This is a genomic window from Acidiphilium cryptum JF-5 (assembly GCF_000016725.1).
In the GTDB taxonomy this organism is placed as follows: domain Bacteria; phylum Pseudomonadota; class Alphaproteobacteria; order Acetobacterales; family Acetobacteraceae; genus Acidiphilium; species Acidiphilium multivorum.
The window spans coordinates 52964-71819 of sequence record NC_009468.1 but is presented as its reverse complement, the minus strand read 5'-3'; the positions used below and the strand labels follow the sequence as shown (position 1 = coordinate 71819).

The 18856-nt window shown below is 63.1% G+C and carries 23 protein-coding genes and 3 pseudogenes; 10 read left to right on the top strand and 16 right to left on the bottom strand.

The window, feature by feature from the left end:
* The first annotated feature begins 57 nt into the window (after nucleotides 1-57).
* The 6 genes from ACRY_RS19445 to ACRY_RS18505 all read left to right on the top strand — a co-directional run bounded on the left by ACRY_RS19445 (nucleotide 58) and on the right by ACRY_RS18505 (nucleotide 3498).
* Entirely contained in the window at nucleotides 58-705 is a 648-nt protein-coding gene (locus ACRY_RS19445; RefSeq protein WP_043508896.1) for a hypothetical protein, read from the top strand.
* Between the two features lie 198 nt (nucleotides 706-903).
* Nucleotides 904-1143 (top strand): hypothetical protein, encoded by a 240-nt coding sequence (locus tag ACRY_RS01175; protein WP_011930687.1) that lies wholly within the window; start codon nucleotides 904-906, stop codon nucleotides 1141-1143.
* A gap of 93 nt (nucleotides 1144-1236) precedes the next feature.
* Entirely contained in the window at nucleotides 1237-1401 is a 165-nt protein-coding gene (locus ACRY_RS19440; protein ID WP_155856299.1) for a hypothetical protein, read from the top strand.
* A 108-nt stretch (nucleotides 1402-1509) separates the two neighbouring features.
* Complete coding sequence (locus ACRY_RS01170; protein WP_043508894.1) at nucleotides 1510-2259, top strand: nucleotidyl transferase AbiEii/AbiGii toxin family protein; 750 nt, start codon at nucleotides 1510-1512, stop codon at nucleotides 2257-2259.
* Nucleotides 2256-2981: a hypothetical protein gene (locus ACRY_RS01165; RefSeq protein WP_043508892.1), complete on the top strand. Its 726-nt coding sequence runs from the start codon at nucleotides 2256-2258 to the stop codon at nucleotides 2979-2981. The genes ACRY_RS01170 and ACRY_RS01165 overlap by 4 nt, the downstream gene beginning before the upstream one ends.
* 115 nt (nucleotides 2982-3096) lie before the next feature.
* Nucleotides 3097-3498: a helix-turn-helix transcriptional regulator gene (locus tag ACRY_RS18505; protein WP_011930690.1), complete on the top strand. Its 402-nt coding sequence runs from the start codon at nucleotides 3097-3099 to the stop codon at nucleotides 3496-3498.
* 9 nt (nucleotides 3499-3507) lie between these two features.
* Here the strand turns inward: ACRY_RS18505 and ACRY_RS18055 are convergent, their stop codons facing one another.
* Both ACRY_RS18055 and ACRY_RS19845 read right to left on the bottom strand, forming a co-directional pair.
* A complete protein-coding gene (locus tag ACRY_RS18055) occupies nucleotides 3508-4113 on the bottom strand; it encodes a restriction endonuclease (RefSeq protein ID WP_011930691.1) in 606 nt (201 codons plus the stop codon).
* An 8-nt stretch (nucleotides 4114-4121) separates the two neighbouring features.
* The gene (locus tag ACRY_RS19845) at nucleotides 4122-4409 is read right to left on the bottom strand and encodes a hypothetical protein (RefSeq protein WP_043508891.1); all 288 of its coding nucleotides are present in this window, start codon (nucleotides 4407-4409) and stop codon (nucleotides 4122-4124) included.
* Between the two features lie 87 nt (nucleotides 4410-4496).
* Here ACRY_RS19845 and ACRY_RS19435 point away from each other — a divergent pair.
* Nucleotides 4497-4634: pseudogene (locus ACRY_RS19435) on the top strand (IS256 family transposase); the annotation flags it as partial.
* A 168-nt stretch (nucleotides 4635-4802) separates the two neighbouring features.
* On the opposite strand, the gene ACRY_RS01145 reads toward ACRY_RS19435, so the two are convergent.
* The 6 genes and pseudogenes from ACRY_RS01145 to ACRY_RS01120 form a co-directional block, all read right to left on the bottom strand.
* The gene (locus ACRY_RS01145) at nucleotides 4803-6296 is read right to left on the bottom strand and encodes a sodium:solute symporter family protein (RefSeq protein WP_011930693.1); all 1494 of its coding nucleotides are present in this window, start codon (nucleotides 6294-6296) and stop codon (nucleotides 4803-4805) included.
* A gap of 10 nt (nucleotides 6297-6306) precedes the next feature.
* Nucleotides 6307-6516 carry a hypothetical protein gene (locus tag ACRY_RS01140; RefSeq protein WP_043508890.1) on the bottom strand — a complete coding sequence of 70 codons (210 nt, stop codon included), beginning with the start codon at nucleotides 6514-6516 and terminating at the stop codon, nucleotides 6307-6309.
* Nucleotides 6513-7677: pseudogene (locus ACRY_RS20530) on the bottom strand (ArgE/DapE family deacylase). The gene ACRY_RS01140 and the pseudogene ACRY_RS20530 overlap by 4 nt, the downstream one beginning before the upstream one ends.
* 248 nt (nucleotides 7678-7925) lie before the next feature.
* Nucleotides 7926-8675, bottom strand: coding sequence for an NUDIX hydrolase (locus ACRY_RS01130; protein ID WP_011930694.1), 750 nt, complete (start codon nucleotides 8673-8675; stop codon nucleotides 7926-7928).
* Between the two features lie 16 nt (nucleotides 8676-8691).
* Nucleotides 8692-10002, bottom strand: coding sequence for an ArgE/DapE family deacylase (locus ACRY_RS01125; protein ID WP_011930695.1), 1311 nt, complete (start codon nucleotides 10000-10002; stop codon nucleotides 8692-8694).
* 16 nt (nucleotides 10003-10018) lie between these two features.
* The gene (locus ACRY_RS01120; protein WP_050751067.1) at nucleotides 10019-10813 is read right to left on the bottom strand and encodes an ATP-binding cassette domain-containing protein; all 795 of its coding nucleotides are present in this window, start codon (nucleotides 10811-10813) and stop codon (nucleotides 10019-10021) included.
* Between the two features lie 261 nt (nucleotides 10814-11074).
* On the opposite strand from ACRY_RS01120, the gene ACRY_RS01115 reads away from it, so the two are divergent.
* Nucleotides 11075-11884, top strand: a complete 810-nt coding sequence (locus ACRY_RS01115; protein ID WP_011930697.1) for an IclR family transcriptional regulator — start codon at nucleotides 11075-11077, stop codon at nucleotides 11882-11884.
* A gap of 184 nt (nucleotides 11885-12068) precedes the next feature.
* Here ACRY_RS01115 and ACRY_RS01110 read toward each other — a convergent pair whose 3' ends face one another.
* From ACRY_RS01110 to ACRY_RS18495, 6 genes and pseudogenes are all read right to left on the bottom strand, one after another.
* On the bottom strand, nucleotides 12069-12335 hold the full coding sequence (locus tag ACRY_RS01110; protein ID WP_331271356.1) for a DUF4031 domain-containing protein: 267 nt from the start codon (nucleotides 12333-12335) through the stop codon (nucleotides 12069-12071).
* 200 nt (nucleotides 12336-12535) lie between these two features.
* On the bottom strand, nucleotides 12536-13252 hold the full coding sequence (locus ACRY_RS01105; protein WP_011930699.1) for a metallophosphoesterase: 717 nt from the start codon (nucleotides 13250-13252) through the stop codon (nucleotides 12536-12538).
* Nucleotides 13249-14061: a metallophosphoesterase gene (locus ACRY_RS01100; protein ID WP_011930700.1), complete on the bottom strand. Its 813-nt coding sequence runs from the start codon at nucleotides 14059-14061 to the stop codon at nucleotides 13249-13251. The genes ACRY_RS01105 and ACRY_RS01100 overlap by 4 nt, the downstream gene beginning before the upstream one ends.
* 181 nt (nucleotides 14062-14242) lie before the next feature.
* A complete protein-coding gene (locus ACRY_RS01095) occupies nucleotides 14243-14878 on the bottom strand; it encodes a nucleotidyl transferase AbiEii/AbiGii toxin family protein (RefSeq protein WP_231295214.1) in 636 nt (211 codons plus the stop codon).
* Nucleotides 14879-14934: 56 nt separating this feature from the next.
* Nucleotides 14935-15324 carry a hypothetical protein gene (locus ACRY_RS01090; RefSeq protein ID WP_011930702.1) on the bottom strand — a complete coding sequence of 130 codons (390 nt, stop codon included), beginning with the start codon at nucleotides 15322-15324 and terminating at the stop codon, nucleotides 14935-14937.
* Nucleotides 15325-15359: 35 nt separating this feature from the next.
* A pseudogene (locus ACRY_RS18495) lies at nucleotides 15360-15881 on the bottom strand (transposase); the annotation flags it as partial.
* A 94-nt stretch (nucleotides 15882-15975) separates the two neighbouring features.
* Here ACRY_RS18495 and ACRY_RS01080 point away from each other — a divergent pair.
* On the top strand, nucleotides 15976-16485 hold the full coding sequence (locus tag ACRY_RS01080) for a recombinase family protein (protein ID WP_043508886.1): 510 nt from the start codon (nucleotides 15976-15978) through the stop codon (nucleotides 16483-16485).
* Nucleotides 16486-16588: 103 nt separating this feature from the next.
* Nucleotides 16589-17434 (top strand): DMT family transporter, encoded by an 846-nt coding sequence (locus ACRY_RS01075; RefSeq protein WP_011930705.1) that lies wholly within the window; start codon nucleotides 16589-16591, stop codon nucleotides 17432-17434.
* Nucleotides 17435-17440: 6 nt separating this feature from the next.
* Here ACRY_RS01075 and ACRY_RS01070 read toward each other — a convergent pair whose 3' ends face one another.
* Together ACRY_RS01070 and ACRY_RS01065 are read right to left on the bottom strand one after the other, a co-directional pair.
* Nucleotides 17441-18049 (bottom strand): LysE family translocator, encoded by a 609-nt coding sequence (locus tag ACRY_RS01070; RefSeq protein ID WP_231295212.1) that lies wholly within the window; start codon nucleotides 18047-18049, stop codon nucleotides 17441-17443.
* Nucleotides 18050-18247: 198 nt separating this feature from the next.
* Entirely contained in the window at nucleotides 18248-18748 is a 501-nt protein-coding gene (locus ACRY_RS01065; RefSeq protein WP_011930707.1) for a hypothetical protein, read from the bottom strand.
* Nucleotides 18749-18856: the final 108 nt, after the last annotated feature.

Genomic DNA, 18856 nt, shown 5'->3' with positions numbered 1-18856 from the left:
CTTGTTGGTTACGCGGTTGGTCAACAAGCTACGTGAAGCATTTGAAGGAGTGCCACGATGAATCTCGGCCAGATAATCGGCGGGCGGGACGACCGGCAGGCAATGCGCATCGGGGCCGCCGCAAGCGCCTTGTTCAGAGGAATGAACGCCGCCCCCGGCGATGCCGAATCCTTCATCCGTCGGATCCAGGAAAGGGATCCCGGCGGCAGATCGGATCAGGCTGTTGCTCGCAAGGTCGCCGCCCAGGTCATCCGTTCTCTTTTGCTGCCGATCTGCCGGCAGGAGGACTGGCTTGTCCGGGGAGCCCTTCTCGACATGGAGGCCGCGCTCGGGACAGGTGATCGGGACAGGATCGCTTGCGAGGGGGCGGCGTGCGCCGCAATCTCCGGAAAGCTCTGGACACACTGCGAAAATCCGACTCCTCGCGAAAGGTTGGCATTTCGGGCGCTGTCGATCGCCGCTCAGGCACGAGAGCCTGGCCTGACAGAGTTCATGGAGTCGGTCGGGCGTTTCGTCGTCGCCGCGGCCAGGATCCAGCGCGCGGTGACGGTTGACGAAGCGGGGCGTCTGCAACACAGGGCCTTCAAGCGCGCCGCGGGGATCTATCTCGAGGTTTTGCAACATCAGCCAGCCAGGAATGACCGCTCGGCGACGGCAGAGACGCGGGCGGTGGGCGATCCGGTCGAGGCTCCGTCCGCCCCCTGATTCAGGCGGAGACCGCGCCCCGGGTCCGAACGCCCGAAATGCCGGCGCCCCGAAGCTGCTGTCTCGGCGAGTCGATCCGCTCTGTCGGGCGGTGGCTGCACCTCTCAATTTTATTGAACTGATATGTCTGGGGTTGTATTGCTATATCAGGCATTCAATCGCCGCCGGCGACCACTGCGGTAGGCTCTGGAGCACATCATGCTGCAATTCGAGTTGCGCGCCTTTCCGAATGAGGCGATGGGCCCCGAGGACAGAACTTTCGTCCAGGCGCCAAGCGATCAGGCCATCCGGGCGCGGGCGGGCCGGCTCGCCGTCAGGATCAACGGACCAGTCGATATCGCGCGTGCTGGTGGGGCCGACTGGAACGACCGCTACCTGACCACCGCCAACCCCAGCGAATACCACGCCGCCGGCTATCGCTTCGAGCGGCTGACATAGAAACCGGACGGGCGACGGCAGCGGTCCGGCATCCCGCAGCTTGTTGGTTTCACATCGCGCCCACCAGAATCGGAACAACGAGCGGAGGCTACCGTGACCCTGAGACGATCGGGCTGGCTCGCGCCGGCCGAAATCTGGCTCCTGAAAAAGCTGATCCGGATCGATCGCCGCCTGCACGGTGCTGTCCGGATCGGGCTGACCCGCCGCGTTCGCCCCATCGCCGCTCCACCAGCCTCGGCCGTAGCCTCGGTTGATTAAGCTGAAAAGGGGCATAAAATGACTGTTTCCAGCTTAATCAGGGGTACCCCGAACGATGCCGACGTCGCGCGGGAACTGCTTCAATACGAGGTTGTGCGGAGCATATTCGTGAAATCGACCGAGCGGGAGATCGCGCTGAAAGGTGGATTTGCCATGCGCGCGCTGTTCGGGAGCGCACGGCACACCAAGGACATCGACCTGCAGCACGATGCGCGGCGGGCCAACCTGGCGCGCACCCAGACGCTGATCCGGTCGGCCATCCGCAACGCCGTAGCCACGGGCATTCTCGAAGACGTCCGGATCAGCGAGCCGAAGCAAACCGACACCGTGGCGCGGTGGAAGATCGGCGGCCGGACTGTCGGAGGTTCTCAGGTCGCGCTCACCATCGAAGTGTCGCGCCGGCCGATGCCGGGGGATGATTGCCTGACCAGGATGGAGATGCAGCCACCGGCCGAAATCGGCGGCGCCCTCGTGATGGTCGACACCTATTCCGCGGATGCCATGGCCGGAGCCAAGACAATCGCGCTGCTCAGCGAGAACCGGCTGGCGCCGCGTGACCTGTGGGACCTCGACATCCTCATCACCATGCGGGCGGAGCCACCGCCGCACATGATCGATCACCTGCGCACCGAGCGTGCCCGGCAGGCGCTGTTCGATAAGCTGGACACCATGAGCTGGAAGCTCTTCCGCGAGGAGGTGCTGCCGACCCTGCCGGCCGGCGTGGCGGAGGCGTTGGACCGGGATGCGTTCGAGGAGATGAAGGTCCGGGTCGCGCTCGCCGTCGAGAAATGGCTGGCCGACGGAGACCGGAGCCCCGATCGCCGGCCGGATAACCAGGAGCCAGGCCCGACACCATGAGCACGGTCATCCGCGCGATCGAGCTCCTCCGGGGGCTCGGGGTTCCGCGCGTCATCACGCGCCGCGGGCTCGAAGATCTCTTCGCGGGTGGTGGCATCATGCTGTCGACGAGCGGATACCGCCGGCTCGTGGGCGACCTTGCGGATGCCCGGTGCATCTGGCCAGTCAACCGCCGGCTCTACCTGAACCGCGAGGCATCCCCGGCGGCCGGGCCGGACGAGGCGGCCGAACACCTCGAGCCGGGGGCCATCGTGTCTCTGCAGCGCGTCCTCGGCGCGCACGGCATCCTGAACAACCCCTCCGCCTATGTCACCGCGGTCGTGCCGCTCAGGACCGGCCATCCGCCGCCAACCCTTGGGCACCGCGCGACCGAGGCCGGCGTGTTCGTCTTCAAGGGGATCCCCGCCGCGGTGCTCGCGGCTGGTGAGGAAGAGGACCGTCTGGAGGCCCTCAACCGGCCATTCCCCGGACGCATGCCGATCGCAACGCCCGAGAAGGCGCTCATCGACTGGATCTACCTCGGCAGCTCGCCCCGATCCGACATGCTCCTCCCGCCGATCCACGACATCGACCTCGAAACACTGGACCGGGAGCGGCTGGGCCGCCTGGCGAAGGCGGCCGGGCCGGCCGTCGAAGCCGCCGTGTCCGCGTGGATGGAGAAGGCAGACCAGCATGTCCACTACGACGACCGGGAGGATGACGGGCCAATACCGGGGTTCTGATTGCGGGGATTTCGGATCACAAGCATCCCGGCGCTTGTGATTGCATATACGTCGAGACGTATATCATATCATATACGTCTCGACGTATTTTCAGCCGTGAGATGGAGGCTGCGCGATGATCGACCAAGAGAGCTCTGCAGATCTACTGATCCACTTCGGGCAGCTGATCCGGAAAGTCCGCATCTCTTTCGGTGTCCGTCAAGCCGACCTGGCGGCCATGGTTGGAACACGCCAGGCAACAATATCCGAACTTGAGCGCGGCCGGCTGAACATCCACCTCGATCTGGCCCTGAACCTGATGCGGCATCTCGGCATCGAAATCAGGGAGCCGGAAGCGCACAGCGACGATGCGCAGATTACAGAGGAGGCCATGAGCGTGCCGGATATCGACAACATCATACCGCCGCCTTCGCGACGTACGCCGTGCAATCCAGAAGCTGGGCTGCCCACCTCTTCTGCACCCTCAGACCAGAATGGAGACCCGGCCGATGACCCGCCGGCCGAACCGGCGCCCTGATCCGGGCGCTCAGCGAAACGCGGCGGCGTCGTTCTCGCCCACCTGGACCAGGGTCGTCCCCGTCTTGCCGGCGAGTGCGTGCGCGGCGCGCGTGAATCCGCGGCAGGCCATGACCGCGGTGCGACCCGCGCCGTAGAACGACGCGGCGCTATGGGCCTCCTGCACCGCCTTCACGCCGACCGGCTGGGCGTAGCGCTTGCACTGGACGACCATGACCTCGCCGCCGCGGCGGGCGATGATGTCGGCCCCGAAATCCCCGGACGCCCGGGTCGTCTCGGTCTTCCAGCCATAGTGCTCGAGCAGGAAGGCACAGAAATGCTCGTACTGGACCGGCGATAGCGAGAGCGGGTCACTGCCGCCGATGCGCAGCATCGCCTCGCGGTAGGCGCGCCGCCGGCGCCGGCGGATCTGGAATGCCAGCACGAGCAGGCCGACGATGATGAGCAGCGCGACCATGGCGGGCAGTTCGAGCCCCCGGAGAACGGCACCAAACTGCTCACCATCATGCTGAATGGCAGCAAGCACCTTGCCGGCCATCGCCAGGGCGACAAGGCCGGCAAGGGCCGCGAACGGCTCGGATCCTGAACGGCGGCGACGGGAGCGCGATCTGGCCATGGCCCAACCTAGCCGGAGGCCATGTCGGGCGAAAGGAGCGCGGCCCTGCTCGATGACGCATCGATCGCGACGCCGTGCGGGAACTCCTCGATGAAGCGGATGACCGCTGCGGTCGGGATGACCAGCCGGTCCTGGCCGTCCGGGCAGAAGGCGTTCCGTCCGGTCGCGAGCAGCCAGGCATGGTCGCCGAATTCCGGCCAGTCCTCGGTGAAGAGGAGGCCGCGCGCGCGGGAAAGCCCGTCGATGTTCGTCAGCCAGAACCGGACCTGGCCGCCGCTCTCGCTCCTTACCGCCACCAGGTCGCCAGCCTCGCTCGCGGCCGTGAAGCGTCGGAAGCTCTCGAGGCTCTGCGCGGCGGACGGATCGGGGGGACGGGCAGACGGGCGAAACCAAAGCTGCTCTATCTGATCCTGAACCGCTCTGACAAAGAGTGGGTGATGCCGCCTCGAGAATGGGCTATGGCAAAGGCGCATTTCGCCGTCGTCTTTGGCGATCACATCGTAAGAGCTTTGGCGGCCTGACGTTCAACCACCACCCATACGCGGAATACCTGACACTGCCCTTGCTCCGAGGCCGGATAGGTTCACGCAGACTGCTCAGTGCCCGATAGGTCAAAACAGCTTGCAGTGGGGCGGGCCTACGTTCCACCAAATGCGCGCACACCACTGCTTTTGCTATTATTTCCCAGTCTATCTCACGTTAGCCGCAACGCTTACATCCTGGCCGGCCACATCCCCAAAGAGACCTCGCACGCGCCGCTCCTCTTCCGGCGTGTGCGGAAAGATGTAGGCGCAGGCGACATAAACCGCGAAATTGACGGCAAGGGCGACGAAGCCCGAGGTGAGCCCCCAGAGCGGTCCTACATAAGCCGGGTAGTGCAGCGTCAGCACCACCGCGAGCACGAAGCCGACGATCGTGCCAGCATAGGCACCGGCCCGGTTGCCGCGCAGCCAGAAGATACCGAGGAATTGCGGCACTGCGAGCTGGATGATGCCCTGGTATCCGATGACCGCGACGTTGAAGAGCTGCGGAATCTTCATCGTGGCGATCCAGGCCCCCAGCAAGGTGATCGCCACCATGCCGATCTTGGCGGCTAGCACCTTCTGCTTCTCGTCGAGATTCGTGAAATCTCCGATGATGTCATTGGCGATCTGCGCCCCGGTGGACTGGATGTTACCGTCGATATTGCCCATCGTTGAGGCCAGGATGATGATCCCGGCAATCGAGAGCAGCACCAGCCCGCCCGCCTGCTGGTTAACGATGAACCACACCGCGTCCGGCGCCTTCGCCACCGCGGGAATCGTGGAGGCAAGCATCGCGAGGATCAGCACCGCCGCGCCGAAGATCAGCGAGATCGGCGCCGAGATCGCCGCCGCCTTCTTCATCGCGCCGACACTGTCCGCCGTGAACAGCCGCACGAAAATCCCCGGCCAGCACCAGCCGCCCAGCGCGCTTGTGAAGATCAGCGCGAACACGTAGAGGGGCCCCTGCTTCGAGCCGAAGCCGGGAATTTCGAACAGATGGTCCGGCAGGGCGGCGAAGGAGGCATGGCGATCGATCATCAGCCAGCCGATCAGCCCGATTAGCAGCAGGCTGCCGCCGATATACGAGACCACGCCCTGCAGCATGTCCGAGATCACCACGCCGCGCATGCCCATTTGCACCGTCCAGAACTGGCGGATCACCATGAGTATGACGCCGAGAATCACCGCCACGTCGAAATCGATCTTCTTCAGCGCCATGTAGTAGAACATCATCCCCAGCGCCTTCATGCCGAGGATGATCCACGGAAACTGCGACACGATGCCGATGACGCCGATCATCAGCCGCAGGTTCTTGCTGTCATAGCGCAGCGCGAACAGGTCGGGCTGGGTATAGAGGTTGAACTCCTTGCCCCAGAGCCAGACCCGGTTCGAGATCACGTACATCACGACGATGGTCAGCAGGCTGTACATCAGCAGGTAGAAGCTGATCACGCCGGCCGTGGCCGCGAGGCCGCCGAACGCGATGAAGATCGCCCCCGGATACCAGGTGTTAAGGAACGACATCGACTGGAAGAACGCGCCGAACGAGCGACCGGCGACGGCATAATCGCCGAAATCGCGGTCGCGCCGGAACGAGATCTGCAGGTAGATGACGATGATTGCGAAAAAGAGGGCGAGCCCCCCGAATGTGATGAGCATGCGCCGGACCTCAGGCTTTCACGCGTTCGGCGGCGAGGATGCTGAGCGTGACGAACGCGCCGCAGAACACGAAATAGATGATCGAGAACGGCAGCCCGGGCGTCGCCCCGCGCCCGCTGAACGCAAGATAGATCGGCGGCGTGCAGCAAAGAATGAAGTCGAGCAGAAACCAGAGCTTGATGAAGCCTGGCATCGACCGTGCAAGTTCCTTGTCGTTCATGAGCCTTCCCGTTTTCCTGTTGAGCACACGATGCCGCGCCGGAGTTGGGCAGCCGTCTCCAGCCCGGGCCATCGGGCAATGAACAAAGCCATAGCCGTGGTGATGCGTTTCAGGGATGCGAGACTGACCGCCTCGTCTATGCCGTGAATGTCTCGCGATATCGGCCCGTAGCAGAGGGTCGGTATGCGGTCGTAGAGAGCGTAGGCCCGGGCATCGAGATACCCCGCGCTCATGAAGCTCTCCAGCCTCTCGCCTGTCGCGTCGTGATGCGATTCCGCGAGCATGTCCTCCGCCGCGCTCCCCGGCACCAGCTCGGCACCGACGAAGTCCAGTCCCTGCCCTCGATCTTGCTGAGATTTAGATTGATCGGATGCGCCTCGTCCTCGAAATGCCGGTGTTCGTCCGTGCGCGCGTTCCACTCGGCCTCGAGCGGCCGTACGTGACCGACCAGGCGATACGCCGTATCGATTGCGTTGGTGCCGGACGCCATCGCCCGCGCATGCGCCGGCATGCCCCTGATCTCGATTTCGAACCATAGCATGCCGACATTGGCGCACCAGCTTTTCGTCTTCCGGTTCGGGAATCAGAGCTCCGTCGGCTCTATAACTGCGAAGATGCCCCATTAATGCGCCATTGCCGGTCGATTCCTCTTCGACAGCGGACTGCAAGTAGATGGTCGCCGCCAGCTGGTATCCCTCGCGCCGTAGTGCGTCCAGCGCGAAGATGTTGGCCGCTTTGCCCACCTTCATGTCTGCGCTACCTCGCCCGAAAAACCAACCGTCGTGCACAACCGGCTCGAATGGCGGGTCTGCCCTCACGTCGATCGCCCCTGCCGGAACAACATCAACGCGCCCCTGAAGGATGAGCGACCGTCCGGCCACCTGCTGCGGACGATGAATGCCACGGCGATAAGGGCTTTAGCATGTCCTCGCTGAAGCGTCCGTCGTCGGGATGGCGAGCAACGGCGTCTTTATCGATGTTGAAACGCTCCATCGCATCTCCGCCATCTCGTAACTCTTGGAAGACAAAGTCCTGCACGCCGAGTTCTGCGCCGCGAGTGGACTGGAAGCGGATTAGGCCCGCAGTGAGAGCAAGCCGTCTTTGGAAGCCCGCATCTACGGCCTTAATGATGCGACTAGCGCCCTCTTTGTCGAGAGACATACCGCTGACGCCCTCCCTGTTCATCTTGTCACAATTCGGAAGATTGCGATCACTTTACCAGTCTGCTGACGATCCAATGAATTGGAGCCGGTGTCAATCGTTGATCTATTGTGTCATACCATGACACAACTTCAACCCACCTCCCTTCCGAACGTACCGATCGTTCATTCGGTCGTGCGCGTGGTTGATCGTGTCAATTGGCGTCAAATTGCTCGATCCCTCTTGGATTGGATCCAGCGTCGGGTCGTTTAGACCAAGTGACGGACGAAGCGGCTTCGATGCATGCGGTAGATGGGCGCGGGCACGCCCGGCTTGAGTTCGGGATCGTCGGCGAGACGTCTTTGCAGTTCGTCGAGCATGGTCAAGGTGATCGCGGGGACATCCGCCCTCTTCGCCTCATCGATTGGCAGCCAGACGAGCTCTTCGAGTTCGCCGCTCGGCCCGCCGCCGGGTAGCTCGACGACCACATCATGACGAAAAGCGGCAAGGAAGCGCGTGTCGAAGCGGCGCACCCGGCCCGGGGGCGTGATCGCGCGGCCCACGAACCGAAGCCGGTCGAGAGCGGGCTTCACCCCCTGCGCCGCGAAGTCCCTCCAAGCTGTGATCGCAGTCTGAAACACCTCGGCCCGCCCGAGCAGCATTCCCGCCTCCTCATAGGCTTCCCGTATAGCCGAGAGGGCGACGGCCTGGGCGAGCGCCGAGGTCGCCCTGTAGCCACTTCCGGCGATGCGACTTTCCTCCTGCGGATGGAGCGGAGCGGCGACAGCGACCCTCCCGTCACTGAGATCGGTCCGGCCGCCAGGGAAGACGAACTTCCCCGGCATAAAGGCATGGCCGCGATGACGGCGCCCGAGCAGGATCCGAGCCGTGCTGCCGTGACCGTCGAGCAGGATCAACGTCGCCGCATTTCGGGGGCGCAACGGGCCGATGCCCAAGGCGAAGTCCTTCGCCTCGATACGATCTACCTCCGCCCGGCTCATGCCATCCGAAAGCGCCATCTGCTCTACCTCCCGCTCAACCGCCATGGCATCGGGGCCATGTCTTGATCGGCTCCACGCCGCACCATTCGGCAACAAAAAGCGCCATGGTGCCGGTGATGCGCTTCAGCGAGGCGATACTGACGCGCTCATCGAAGCCGTGGATGTTTTCGGAGATCGGCCCATAGCAGAGGGCCGGAATCTTGTCGTAGAGCGCGTAGACGCGTGTATCGAGATATCCCGGCGTCATGAAGCTCTGCAGCGGCTTTCCTGTCGAACCTTCATGAGCGCGCGCAAGAACGGCTTCTGCCTCGGTCCCGGGGGCTTGGACATAGCCCTCGGCGTGGAAGCCGTTGAACGTGACGCTCGGCGGGTTGTTGCCCATGAATGCGTCGGAACGAGCGAAGGCCGCCACGCGGTCGCTGATCTCCTTGGACGCTTCGGCGGCATTCACGCCTGGGTAGAGACCGATGCGGCAATCGATCCGGCACCAGCACGGCACCGAGGACGCCCAATCGCCGCCTTCGATCTTGCCGATATTCAGGTTGATGGGATGTTCGACGTCGGCGAAGTGCTCGCGACCGGTCTTGGCGTCGTTCCATTCCTGCTCCAGCTTCCGCAGCTCACTGATGACGCGATAGGCCGCGTCGATAGCGTTGGCGCCGTTGCCCATCTCTCGGACGTGCACCGGCCGGCCGCGGACCTCGACCCGGAACCAAAGGACGCCGACATTGGCGCGCACCAGCATCTCTTCCTCTGGCTCGGGAATGAGCACGGCATCGGCCTTGTAGCCGCGCAGGTGCGTCATGAGCGCGCCGTTGCCTGTGGACTCCTCCTCAACCACCGACTGGACGTAGACCGTCGCAGCCGGCTGAAGGCCAATGCGCCGCAACGCGTCCAGGCAGAAGAAGTTGGCGGCATGGCCCGCCTTCATGTCGGCGCCACCGCGGCCATAGAGCCAGTCGCCCTCGACGACCGGGTTGAAGGCCCCGTTGGTCCACATCTCCGCGGGCCCGGGTGGCACGACGTCGACATGAGCCTGGAGGATCAGCGACTTACCTTTCTCCTCCTGGGGATAATGGATGCCAACGACGATCGGCGCATCGGAGTGCTGTTCCGACCACGGGCTGCCGCCAGGGTGGGCGGCGATCGCGTCACGATCCATCGCAAATCGATCCATGGCGAAGCCGCGCTCCCGCAGCGCGCGGAAGACGAAATCCTGGCACGCATGTTCGGCGCCGCGCACCGAGGCAAAGCGGATCAACTCCTCGGTAAAGGCGATCTGCTCTGCGAAACCGGACTCGACGGAGGCTAGGATCTTCTCGCGCAATGCAGGATCGAGGGACATGATGGTGATCTCCGGACTAGGGTTCTTGTTGGTCAGTTGCCGACGCGCCGTCCGCTGGGCACGGCGGCGAGCAATTCACGGGTGTATTCATGTTGGGAAGCGGCGAAGATTGAAACGCCTCCCCGGCTTCGACGACCTTGCCGGGGTGAATCACGACGATGCGGTCGCAAATCTCAGCGGCGACCCGCAGATCATCCGTGACGAGGAGGATCGTGAGGCTCTGCCGGCTCTGAATGTCCTTAATCAGCTTCAAAATTTGGGCTCGCACTGAGGCGTCGAGCGCTATGACGGTCTCATCCACCACCAGGACGTCGGGTTCAAGCGCGGGCGCGCGGGCGATGCCGACGCGCTGGCCTGCTGAGAGCTCGTTCCGGTAGCAGTCGATCGCTCGCCCGGGAAGGCCGACCGACGCCACCATCTCTCGCGCCTTTTGCAACGTAGTGTGCCGGGAAACGCTATGGGCGACCGGCCCGCCCGCAATAACGCGGGCGACAATCTGCCGTGGATTGTGCGAGGCGAATGGCTCCGGGAAAGCCATCTGGATGTGCTTGCGTTGCCGACGAACTTCCGAGGCACTGAGTACAGACAGAATCAAATCACCGAGCGCGATCCGACCACCATTGGGCTCGATCGACCGCATGCAGCAGCGCGCGGCGGTCGACTTGCCGGATCGGGACTCACTGACGATGCCCAGTGTCTCGCCGCGGCTCAGCGAGAAGGAAACGCCAGCGGCGGTGCGGACTTCGTGCTCGACTCCAAAAAAGCCGCGCTTCCGATAAACCTTCCGCAGTCCTTTGACGCTCAGAGCCACGACCTCGTCCGAGAGGAGCGGCAGTTTTTTAGCTCTTGAGAGCGAACGACCGTCGAAGACCACCCAAGTAGAAATGCTATGGCGGTCGAGCGTCGATTGAACATGGAATCCCCATTTTTGGTGCCGGTACTTCCGACTTGGGCGGGACTTTAAGAAAGCATTTCATGTGTGTCAACAGATGATATTTAGTATCATCACGTGACATTTTTGAATCCGCGATTTTCGGCTATGGCTCGCGTTCATTAGGCAGCGGGATCATCTATGGCCGAGGACATTGAGCGCGATTTGAAGCCGAAACCCGGCGTGCCGCTGGTGCGTGCGCTCGATCGCGGCATCGCGCTATTGAGAGCTTTTTCTCTGACGAAGCCAAGGCAGACCCTTACTGAGCTCACTAAGGCAGCCGAGCTGGACAAAGGCACGACGCGGCGCCTGCTTCAGACGTTGATTATTGCAGGTCTGGTCGACCATGATGAGAGAAGCGGCCTATACGCCCTCAGCGTAGGCGTTTTGGAGATCGCGTCGGCAGTCCACACCGGGAGGGAGCTTCGAGAGGTCGCGGCGCCATACCTGAGCGACATCGCAGAGCTGTGTCACATGACGACGTTCTTGTGGGTGCACCATGACGGAATGGCGGTTTGCACGGAGCGTGTCCGATCTGCACAGCCCAGCATCGATGCCCCTTGGTTCGGAGTTGGTGCACGCACGCCGCTCAACTGTGGCGCCGGACCGCGTGTTCTGCTCGCCAACATAACCCCTGAAGAGCGCGAAAGCGCGCTCCGCAAACCCTTGGTGGCACGGACCCCCGTCAGTCAAACCGATCCGGATGAACTCAGGCAGGCGGCGGAACGCATCCGGGCTGCAGGCTATGAACTCGCTGTCGACGACTTCGTCCCCGGCCTAGCCGCCATCGGTGTCCCGGTGTTCGATCGCTCAGGCGCCTTTGCAGGGTCGATCAGCATCACGAGCCTGACCAGTCAGATCGTCGACAACGGGAAACCGCGCTTCTTGGCGGAGCTGCAGAAGGCAGCGCTTGAGATTGGCCGCAAGCTGATCGAACCTCATCGCCTGTGACCGCCCTCCATTGAGTGGTCCGGAATCTGTTTTAGATTTGGGCCGGGGGGAGAACTGGAATGACGAGGAACGTATGGCCCGCCCCATCTGCGAGCTGATTTGCCTTTGCGACTTTAGGGAGTTTAGGGAGTTTAGGGCGGTTTAGACGTGTCTCCGGGCGAAGACTTAGACGGCGGTCAGATCATCAGACGTTGGCTGCTTGCCGCCAGGCCCTTTGGCGTATCGCCTCGATCGTCGCGAGCTTCGCCTGATCACCCCGCTGTCGTGCCACGTGCTCAACCGGGCCAAACCGGTCGGTCAGGATCGCATCGGCGGCGATTGCCTGGGCCTTCTTTCCGAGACTTATGTCGAAGTGGACCCAGGATGCCTTGGGCGGCTGCTGCAGCCACTTCCTCTGAACGCCTATACGGTCGGCCATGGCGAGCAGCTCATCGAGCGTGTCCGCCCACATGTGGCACATGACCATGCGGCCGAACGGGTGGCGGACATCGTCAACGAAAACGGCTATTCGGGCGTTCCTCAAGCTCCGCCATGGAAGTTGGCTTCAGAGCGCATATGTCAGATTACAAAAACAGTATCCTTGATACAATACAAATAGGAACGGCACCTATCTGGATAGATTCCGACGCTCAGGCCATCTCCAGTATGCGGTTATTCACCCTCCTTCCAGAGCCACGGCTCGGCGATGTCCAGCCCCCGGACGGGGATGCCGTCGGCCGTTTGCCCCACATAGCTGTGGTGGTGATGACCATGGACGACGAGGCCGGCGCCCATCTCGCGCGCGAGCTCGTCGATCGCTGCAAAGCCGTGCCGGTGAGAGGTCGGGGCGTCGTGTGTGGCCAGAATCGCGGCCCTGATACGCCGCAGCGCCTCATGGTCTTCCGGGAAGATGGTCGCCCTCGATGACCGCGGTACGCCCCCTTTGAACCGGTCGGCCCGTGCGGTCTGCTTGATCATCTCCTGCCTGGTCCGGAATTTCGGCGGATCGTCATGATCGCCACCGAATTTCGGGTACCAGACCTTTGCCGCGTAGACGCCACCAAGACCCGCGACGATCTCCCCGTCGAGCTCCGCCCATTTCCCGCCCAGGTCGCCATCCGGGTGGCTCTCCACCAGAAACTCGTATTCGGCGATGCTGTCGACGTCGTGGTTGCCGATGATCCAGCGCCATCTCGGGACCAGGTCCCAGACTGAGGCGAGCTTCTGGCGCAGCGGCACGTCCAGGCCGCAATCGCCGAGGATCACGACCGCGGCCGGCCGGTGTTCCAGGACCGCGCGAACCAGCGGACGCCACTCCCCGTGAGGATCGCCGTAAAACAGGATGCCGCCAAGGGGCGCCGCTTTGGTAGGCCCTGTCATGCGACTCATGGCGATTGCCCGACATCGATCGCCAGGGCCGGGTTGAATGACCGGTTCTCGAGCTCACCGCCATAAACATAGCCGTGCGGGTTGCAGATCACCCGCGTCCGGCCAGCCTGGTAATCGAAGCTGTCGTGGGTATGGCCGTGCACCCAGAGATCGGGGCCAAGATCCAGCAAGTCGTCGCAATTTGAGGCGAAGCACGGCGTCATCGGGTCGTTCAGGTAGCGCTGGGCGACCGACCGGATCGAAGGGCAGTGATGAGTGACAACGACCGTCGGCCCGTCGAGCCGCCTCCCAAGCTCCCGTTTGATGAAAGCGCGGGAGGCCGAGAACCAGCGCATCATGTCCACCGGCCTGATGGCGAACAGGGACGGGTCCTCGCTGATGATCTCGGTGAAGTCGGACAGGCCACGGCGGCCATATTCGGCATGGCGTCCAGGCTCGCAGAAAAGCCCGAAATCCACCCAGAGCGTCGCACCGATAAACCGGACTCGCTCTCCGCGAACGGGGATCTCCACGACGTCGTTCTCGAGCACAAAGGTGTTCCCGTCCTCGAGCGCGGCCTGCTTCATCAGTGAGATTCCCCGGGGCACGGTCTGCAGCGCTCCGTAGTGCTCATGGTTGCCGGCAACCATAACGATCGGCAGGTGGGCTCCGATCAAGCGGCGAGTCGTGGCCACCGCGTGCCTCGCGTGATCGACATCTCCCGCAATGACGGCGATATCGGCATGCTCCGGTGGCGTGAGCCCTCCGATCGGGGCCTTGCCCCGGCGGAACTCTGCATGGATGTCGGAAAAAATCCAGAGCCTGGCCACCTGAAGCCACCCCTATTCAATTCGCCACGCACCCTGCGGGCGCATCGCCAGATTACAATATCAGAACACGTTATTCAAATATTTTGCTATGTGCAAAAGGTGGTTGGCATAAATTTCTTCGACGCAGGTTTGATGAGAAGCCCGCGCGATCTTTGGTATCTATGGCGGGACCCGCCTCCGCTCATGGTCGGCCCGTCCGGGCGACATTCAAGGTTGGGCCCACCATGAGCTGGTTTTCTGCCCACGCGATAGCCTCTGTGAGTTTCGGCTTTGCACTGGTGATCAACGCATCCCAGACACCCAGCGCGGCTTTGGACCGCGATAGATTTTTCAGACCCGTTTCGACGCCGCTCACCTTTGAGCCAAGGAGAGACACGACCTGTGCCGCCGGAAAGACATCAGGAGTGGCGCTGGACACCGCCCACCAATCATAAAGATCCCGCGCCGTGAGTGAGGCGCCGCGGTAGAAGAGCTTCTTCGCCAGGACCTCGGCGACCGGCTCCAGGGCGAACGGTACCCCTGGGTACGACTCATCGGCAAGGCCCAGCAAAGACATCCCCACAATGAAGTCGATCTCACCCTCAGGAAGTTTGATCTTCAGGAAATTCGATGCCTCTTCGTATAGTGGGAACCTGCCTGCATCATCATGCAGCCGAGGCGTCAGAAAGCCGATCCACTGCGCGTCATGGATGAAAAGGTCGATGTCGTGGCTGATCCTGTGCTCATACGCGAGCATCAGTCGCGTCCCGCCACCGAGCAGGGGCTTCATTTCGACGCCTGCCCGTCGCTCGGCTCCAGCGACCAGTTCCGCAGCCACTCTGGCGAGTTCCCTCCAGGAGCCGCTTGCGCAGAAGGACCTGATATCGGCACCGCTCACAGGATTTCACGCATGAGATGCTCCCATCCGGGACAACAGGGCATGCCGTCCGCCAGGCTCTCCAGGTAGAGGGCATTGGCTGTAGCCGGGGTTCCACCGGCCTCGGACGTGGCGCGAAGGATCAGGTCTGGATCGTGCTCGCTGAAGACGCCGGCAACGAGTGCGCGGGCATGGCTGTCGCCGATCGCCGACAAATGACCTGTTTCCAAAGCCACAGCGATCTGGCCAGCACTCACCCGTGCCGCCGTCGAGACGCTCAGATGTCCGGACAGCATCGACAGGGCCGACATGTCGAATACCCCTTCAAAAAAAGCGCGCCGTCGCAAACGAACCGGCACCACGGGAGATTGTCTGCGCGGCCTGAACATAACACGAACGGTGCCCAAGACGGAACCTCCGTGCTGTGCATTGCCTGGTTGGTTCAGGCCACCTTTTGCGAATAGCCCACCATTTCAGGGTTCAGGCGACGGATCAACCGCATCTTGAGCTTCGGGCGCACCTTCTCGGAGCGGAACACCTGCTTCCCGCATGCGGTCGACCAGCCTGTTGCAGCGAGCCGCGACGGCGCGGGCATCCGCCGCGCGGAACAGATGTTCACGGCGGTGCCAGTCCGGATCCTCGGCGCCGTGACCACCGCTGGCGCCACCATGCCCTCGATCACCACCCGCGTACCGCCAGCCAGACGAACCTCGAGCCGACCCTGGTTGCGCGGCGCCGCAACAGACGCCCGATCCGTATCCTCAGGCCCCGCAATCATCGCAGCGGCCGACAACTCCGGCGACATACGAACCGGCAGGAATTGCGCAGGTGCCGAAGCCAAACTCAATTCGCCAGCACGCACCAGACGGCGCCAGTTCCATAGCTGACCACGTGATATGTCATGCCGCCGCGCAACTTCCGCAAACACCGCACCAGGCGCCTCCGCTTGCGCCACAGTCCGTAGCTTGTCCTCATCACGTCAGCGACGCCGGCGCTCAATTCCCGTGATGATCTCCATCCAAACTCCCGCTCATAGCGTCGCCCTTACAGGCGCATTTATGAGCGCATCACTCCATCATCGACAGGCGGCATTCGGCGGATGGTTACAGAAGGTCAGCGGGGCAAAGCGTGGCCGGCAAGAATTGGCACGCCTGCTCGATCACCTGCGTGCCGGTGACGTGGTGACGGTCACGCGCCTGGACCGGCTTGCCCGCTCCACGCGCGATCTGCTGGATATTGCCGAGCGTATCAAAGAGGCTGGCGCCAGCTTGCGCTCACTGGCCGAGCCGTGGGCCGATACCACGACGCCGGCCGGCCGCATGGTGCTCACCGTGTTCGCCGGCATGGCCGATTTCGAGCGGTCCCTTATTGTCGAACGCACCAGCACCGGCAGGATCGCAGCCAAGGCGCGCGGTGTGCGTTTTGGGCCGCAGCCTGCTCTCGCGACCGACCAGATCGCTCATGCCCGTCAGCTCATCGAGGCGGACGGCAAATCCGTGGCCGAGGTTGCCCGCTTGCTGGGCGTCCACCGGGCCACCCTCTACCGGGCCTTGGAGAAACGCCAATAGCGCGGCCGCCATCGCGGCACTCGATGCCGCCAGCGCCTAAACCCTCGACCCTGCGCCGATTCCATGGTGATGCTCCTCCGAACCAACGGAGCATCATCATGCCATGACGATCCCGCCCTGGGCGATAACGGCGGTCCTGGCGGGCGCCGCGCTGCACGCCGCCTGGAATGTCGCCATTCGCGGCGGCGCCGACCGCCGCAGCGCGACAATCGGTCTCATCCTGGGCGGCGCCGTCATTGCCGGTGCCACGCTGCCCTTCCTGCCACGGCCCCGCGCCGCCGCCTGGCCGCATCTGCTGGCGACGGCACTGCTGCACATCGTCTATTTCAACCTCGTCGCCGAAGCCTATGCGCGCGGCGCCGTCAGCCTCATCTATCCGGTAATGCGCGGCACCGCCCCGGCGCTGACCGCGCTGATCGCCACAATCTTCCTCGGCGAAACCCTCGGCGGCGCCGGCTGGTGCGGCCTGCTGCTCATCTCGGCAGGCGTCGGCCTGCTCGCCCGCCGGCGCGGCGAGGCGGGGGAAGGCCGCGCCCTGATGCTCGCCCTGGCGAATGCCATTATCATCGCCCTCTACACCGCCAATGATGGCGTCGGCGTCCGCCTTTCCGAAGCCCCCCTCGCCTATGCGCTATGGACCTTCGTGCTTCCCGCCATCCCGGCGATCCTCATCCTCGCCCGCTTCAGCCCCACCCGCCTGCGCGCGGCCCTGAAACCGGGCCCGCTTCTGCGCGGCTTCGGCGGCGGCGCCTGCTCCATCGCCTCCTACGCCCTGGCCCTCTGGGCAATGACCCAGGCCCCGATCGGCGCCATCGCCGCCCTGCGCGAAACCGCCCTGCTGTTCGGCGTGCTCTTCGCCTGGTGGTTCCTGCATGAACGCCCGGGAAGCCGCGGCCTCACCGCCATCGCCATCATCGCGGCGGGTGCCACCGTGCTCCGCCTGGGGTGAGCGCCCTCACACGCCCGATTTCACACTCGCGACGACGATATCCGCCCCGATCCCGAACAAAACCATCCCTACCACCCGCTCGATCCAAACGCCCGCCCGCCGATAAGCCACCTGCGCCCGAGGCCGCGAAAACAACATGGCCACCAGAATATACCAGGCCGCCTCCTGCGCGCCGACGATCGCCGTCGCCGCCAGCCGCACCCAGAGCGGCGCCGAGGCCGGCAGCAGCGCCACGAAAATACTGGTGAAGAAGACCACGATCTTCAGATTGCCCAGATTGAGCACCGCTCCGGTCAAAATCCCGCGCGTCAGCCCCGCCGGCCGCGCTGAAACTGCGCCCGTCTCGGCCGAACCCGGCTTGGCCCGCGACGCTCCGACCCCGAGCCAGATCAAATACAGCCCGCCGACGATCTGCATCGCCCGGTAAAGCGATGCATACCGTGCCATCGCCATCGCCAGCGCAATGCCGAAACACGCCGCCGCCGCCGCCCGGCTCACCATCAGAAACGCCGGCCCGGGGCATACGATCCCCACGAAATACGCCAGCGCCAACCCGGCTAAGGACAGGGCGCAGGACCGGGAGGGGCTGTTCGATTTTCGAAAATCTTCAATCACGAAACGTCGCGGGTTGAACGTCGCGCATGATAGAGGACGTTATCATGCGCAATATAGCGCAAGCGACAATCGGACGCATCTGCTCAATACCGATCAGATCGTGGCTATAAATCCGACCGTGAGTCGCCCGGCGTTGAAAAAAAAACGTGCTCTAGGTTAGTAAATTCGACGACGCTCTGCGCCGCGGTGCCGTGCAAATCAGTGAATCATACCCTTTGTCAGCTTGAGAAGCTCCATCAGAACTTCAAGAACGCGCTGCAGCCACTTTGGAAGTTTCTTGATTTGTCTCTCAATGCTTCCTTTCACCGTCTCGATGTCATCAACAGCGCCGGGCGCGGTCGGATCACCCTCCTGGACACCTGCAAATCGCTCTTCCACGCTCGCGACGACCTTGCGGCTCTCTTCAGGCAACAGGCGGCGATAACGGAAGGCCACATAAAGCATTTCTGTTTCAAGCACATCAAATGCCACCTTGCTCAGAAGGTCATCATCGTCAGGAATAAGGTCTTCCATCGTCGCCCATATTGGCCCCTGCTCCATGGCTGACCGAATTGCCTTGGCCGATTCAACAACCCACACCTGACGGAAATCTTCACCGCGCCAAGCCGCCACGGCGATCAGTGTGTCAAGGAATGCCCGAAGAGCCGAGGCAAAGCTCTGTGAGGGAGAAGGTAATGGAGGCGGCATAATGCCCGACATGGCGTCTTCTCTTGACTAAAATCTTCTCTTAAATTCGCCTTTCGAAACAAACAATATCGACATTTTGGATAACCTCAACCCTCATCCCTCACCATATCGCGCCGCCGG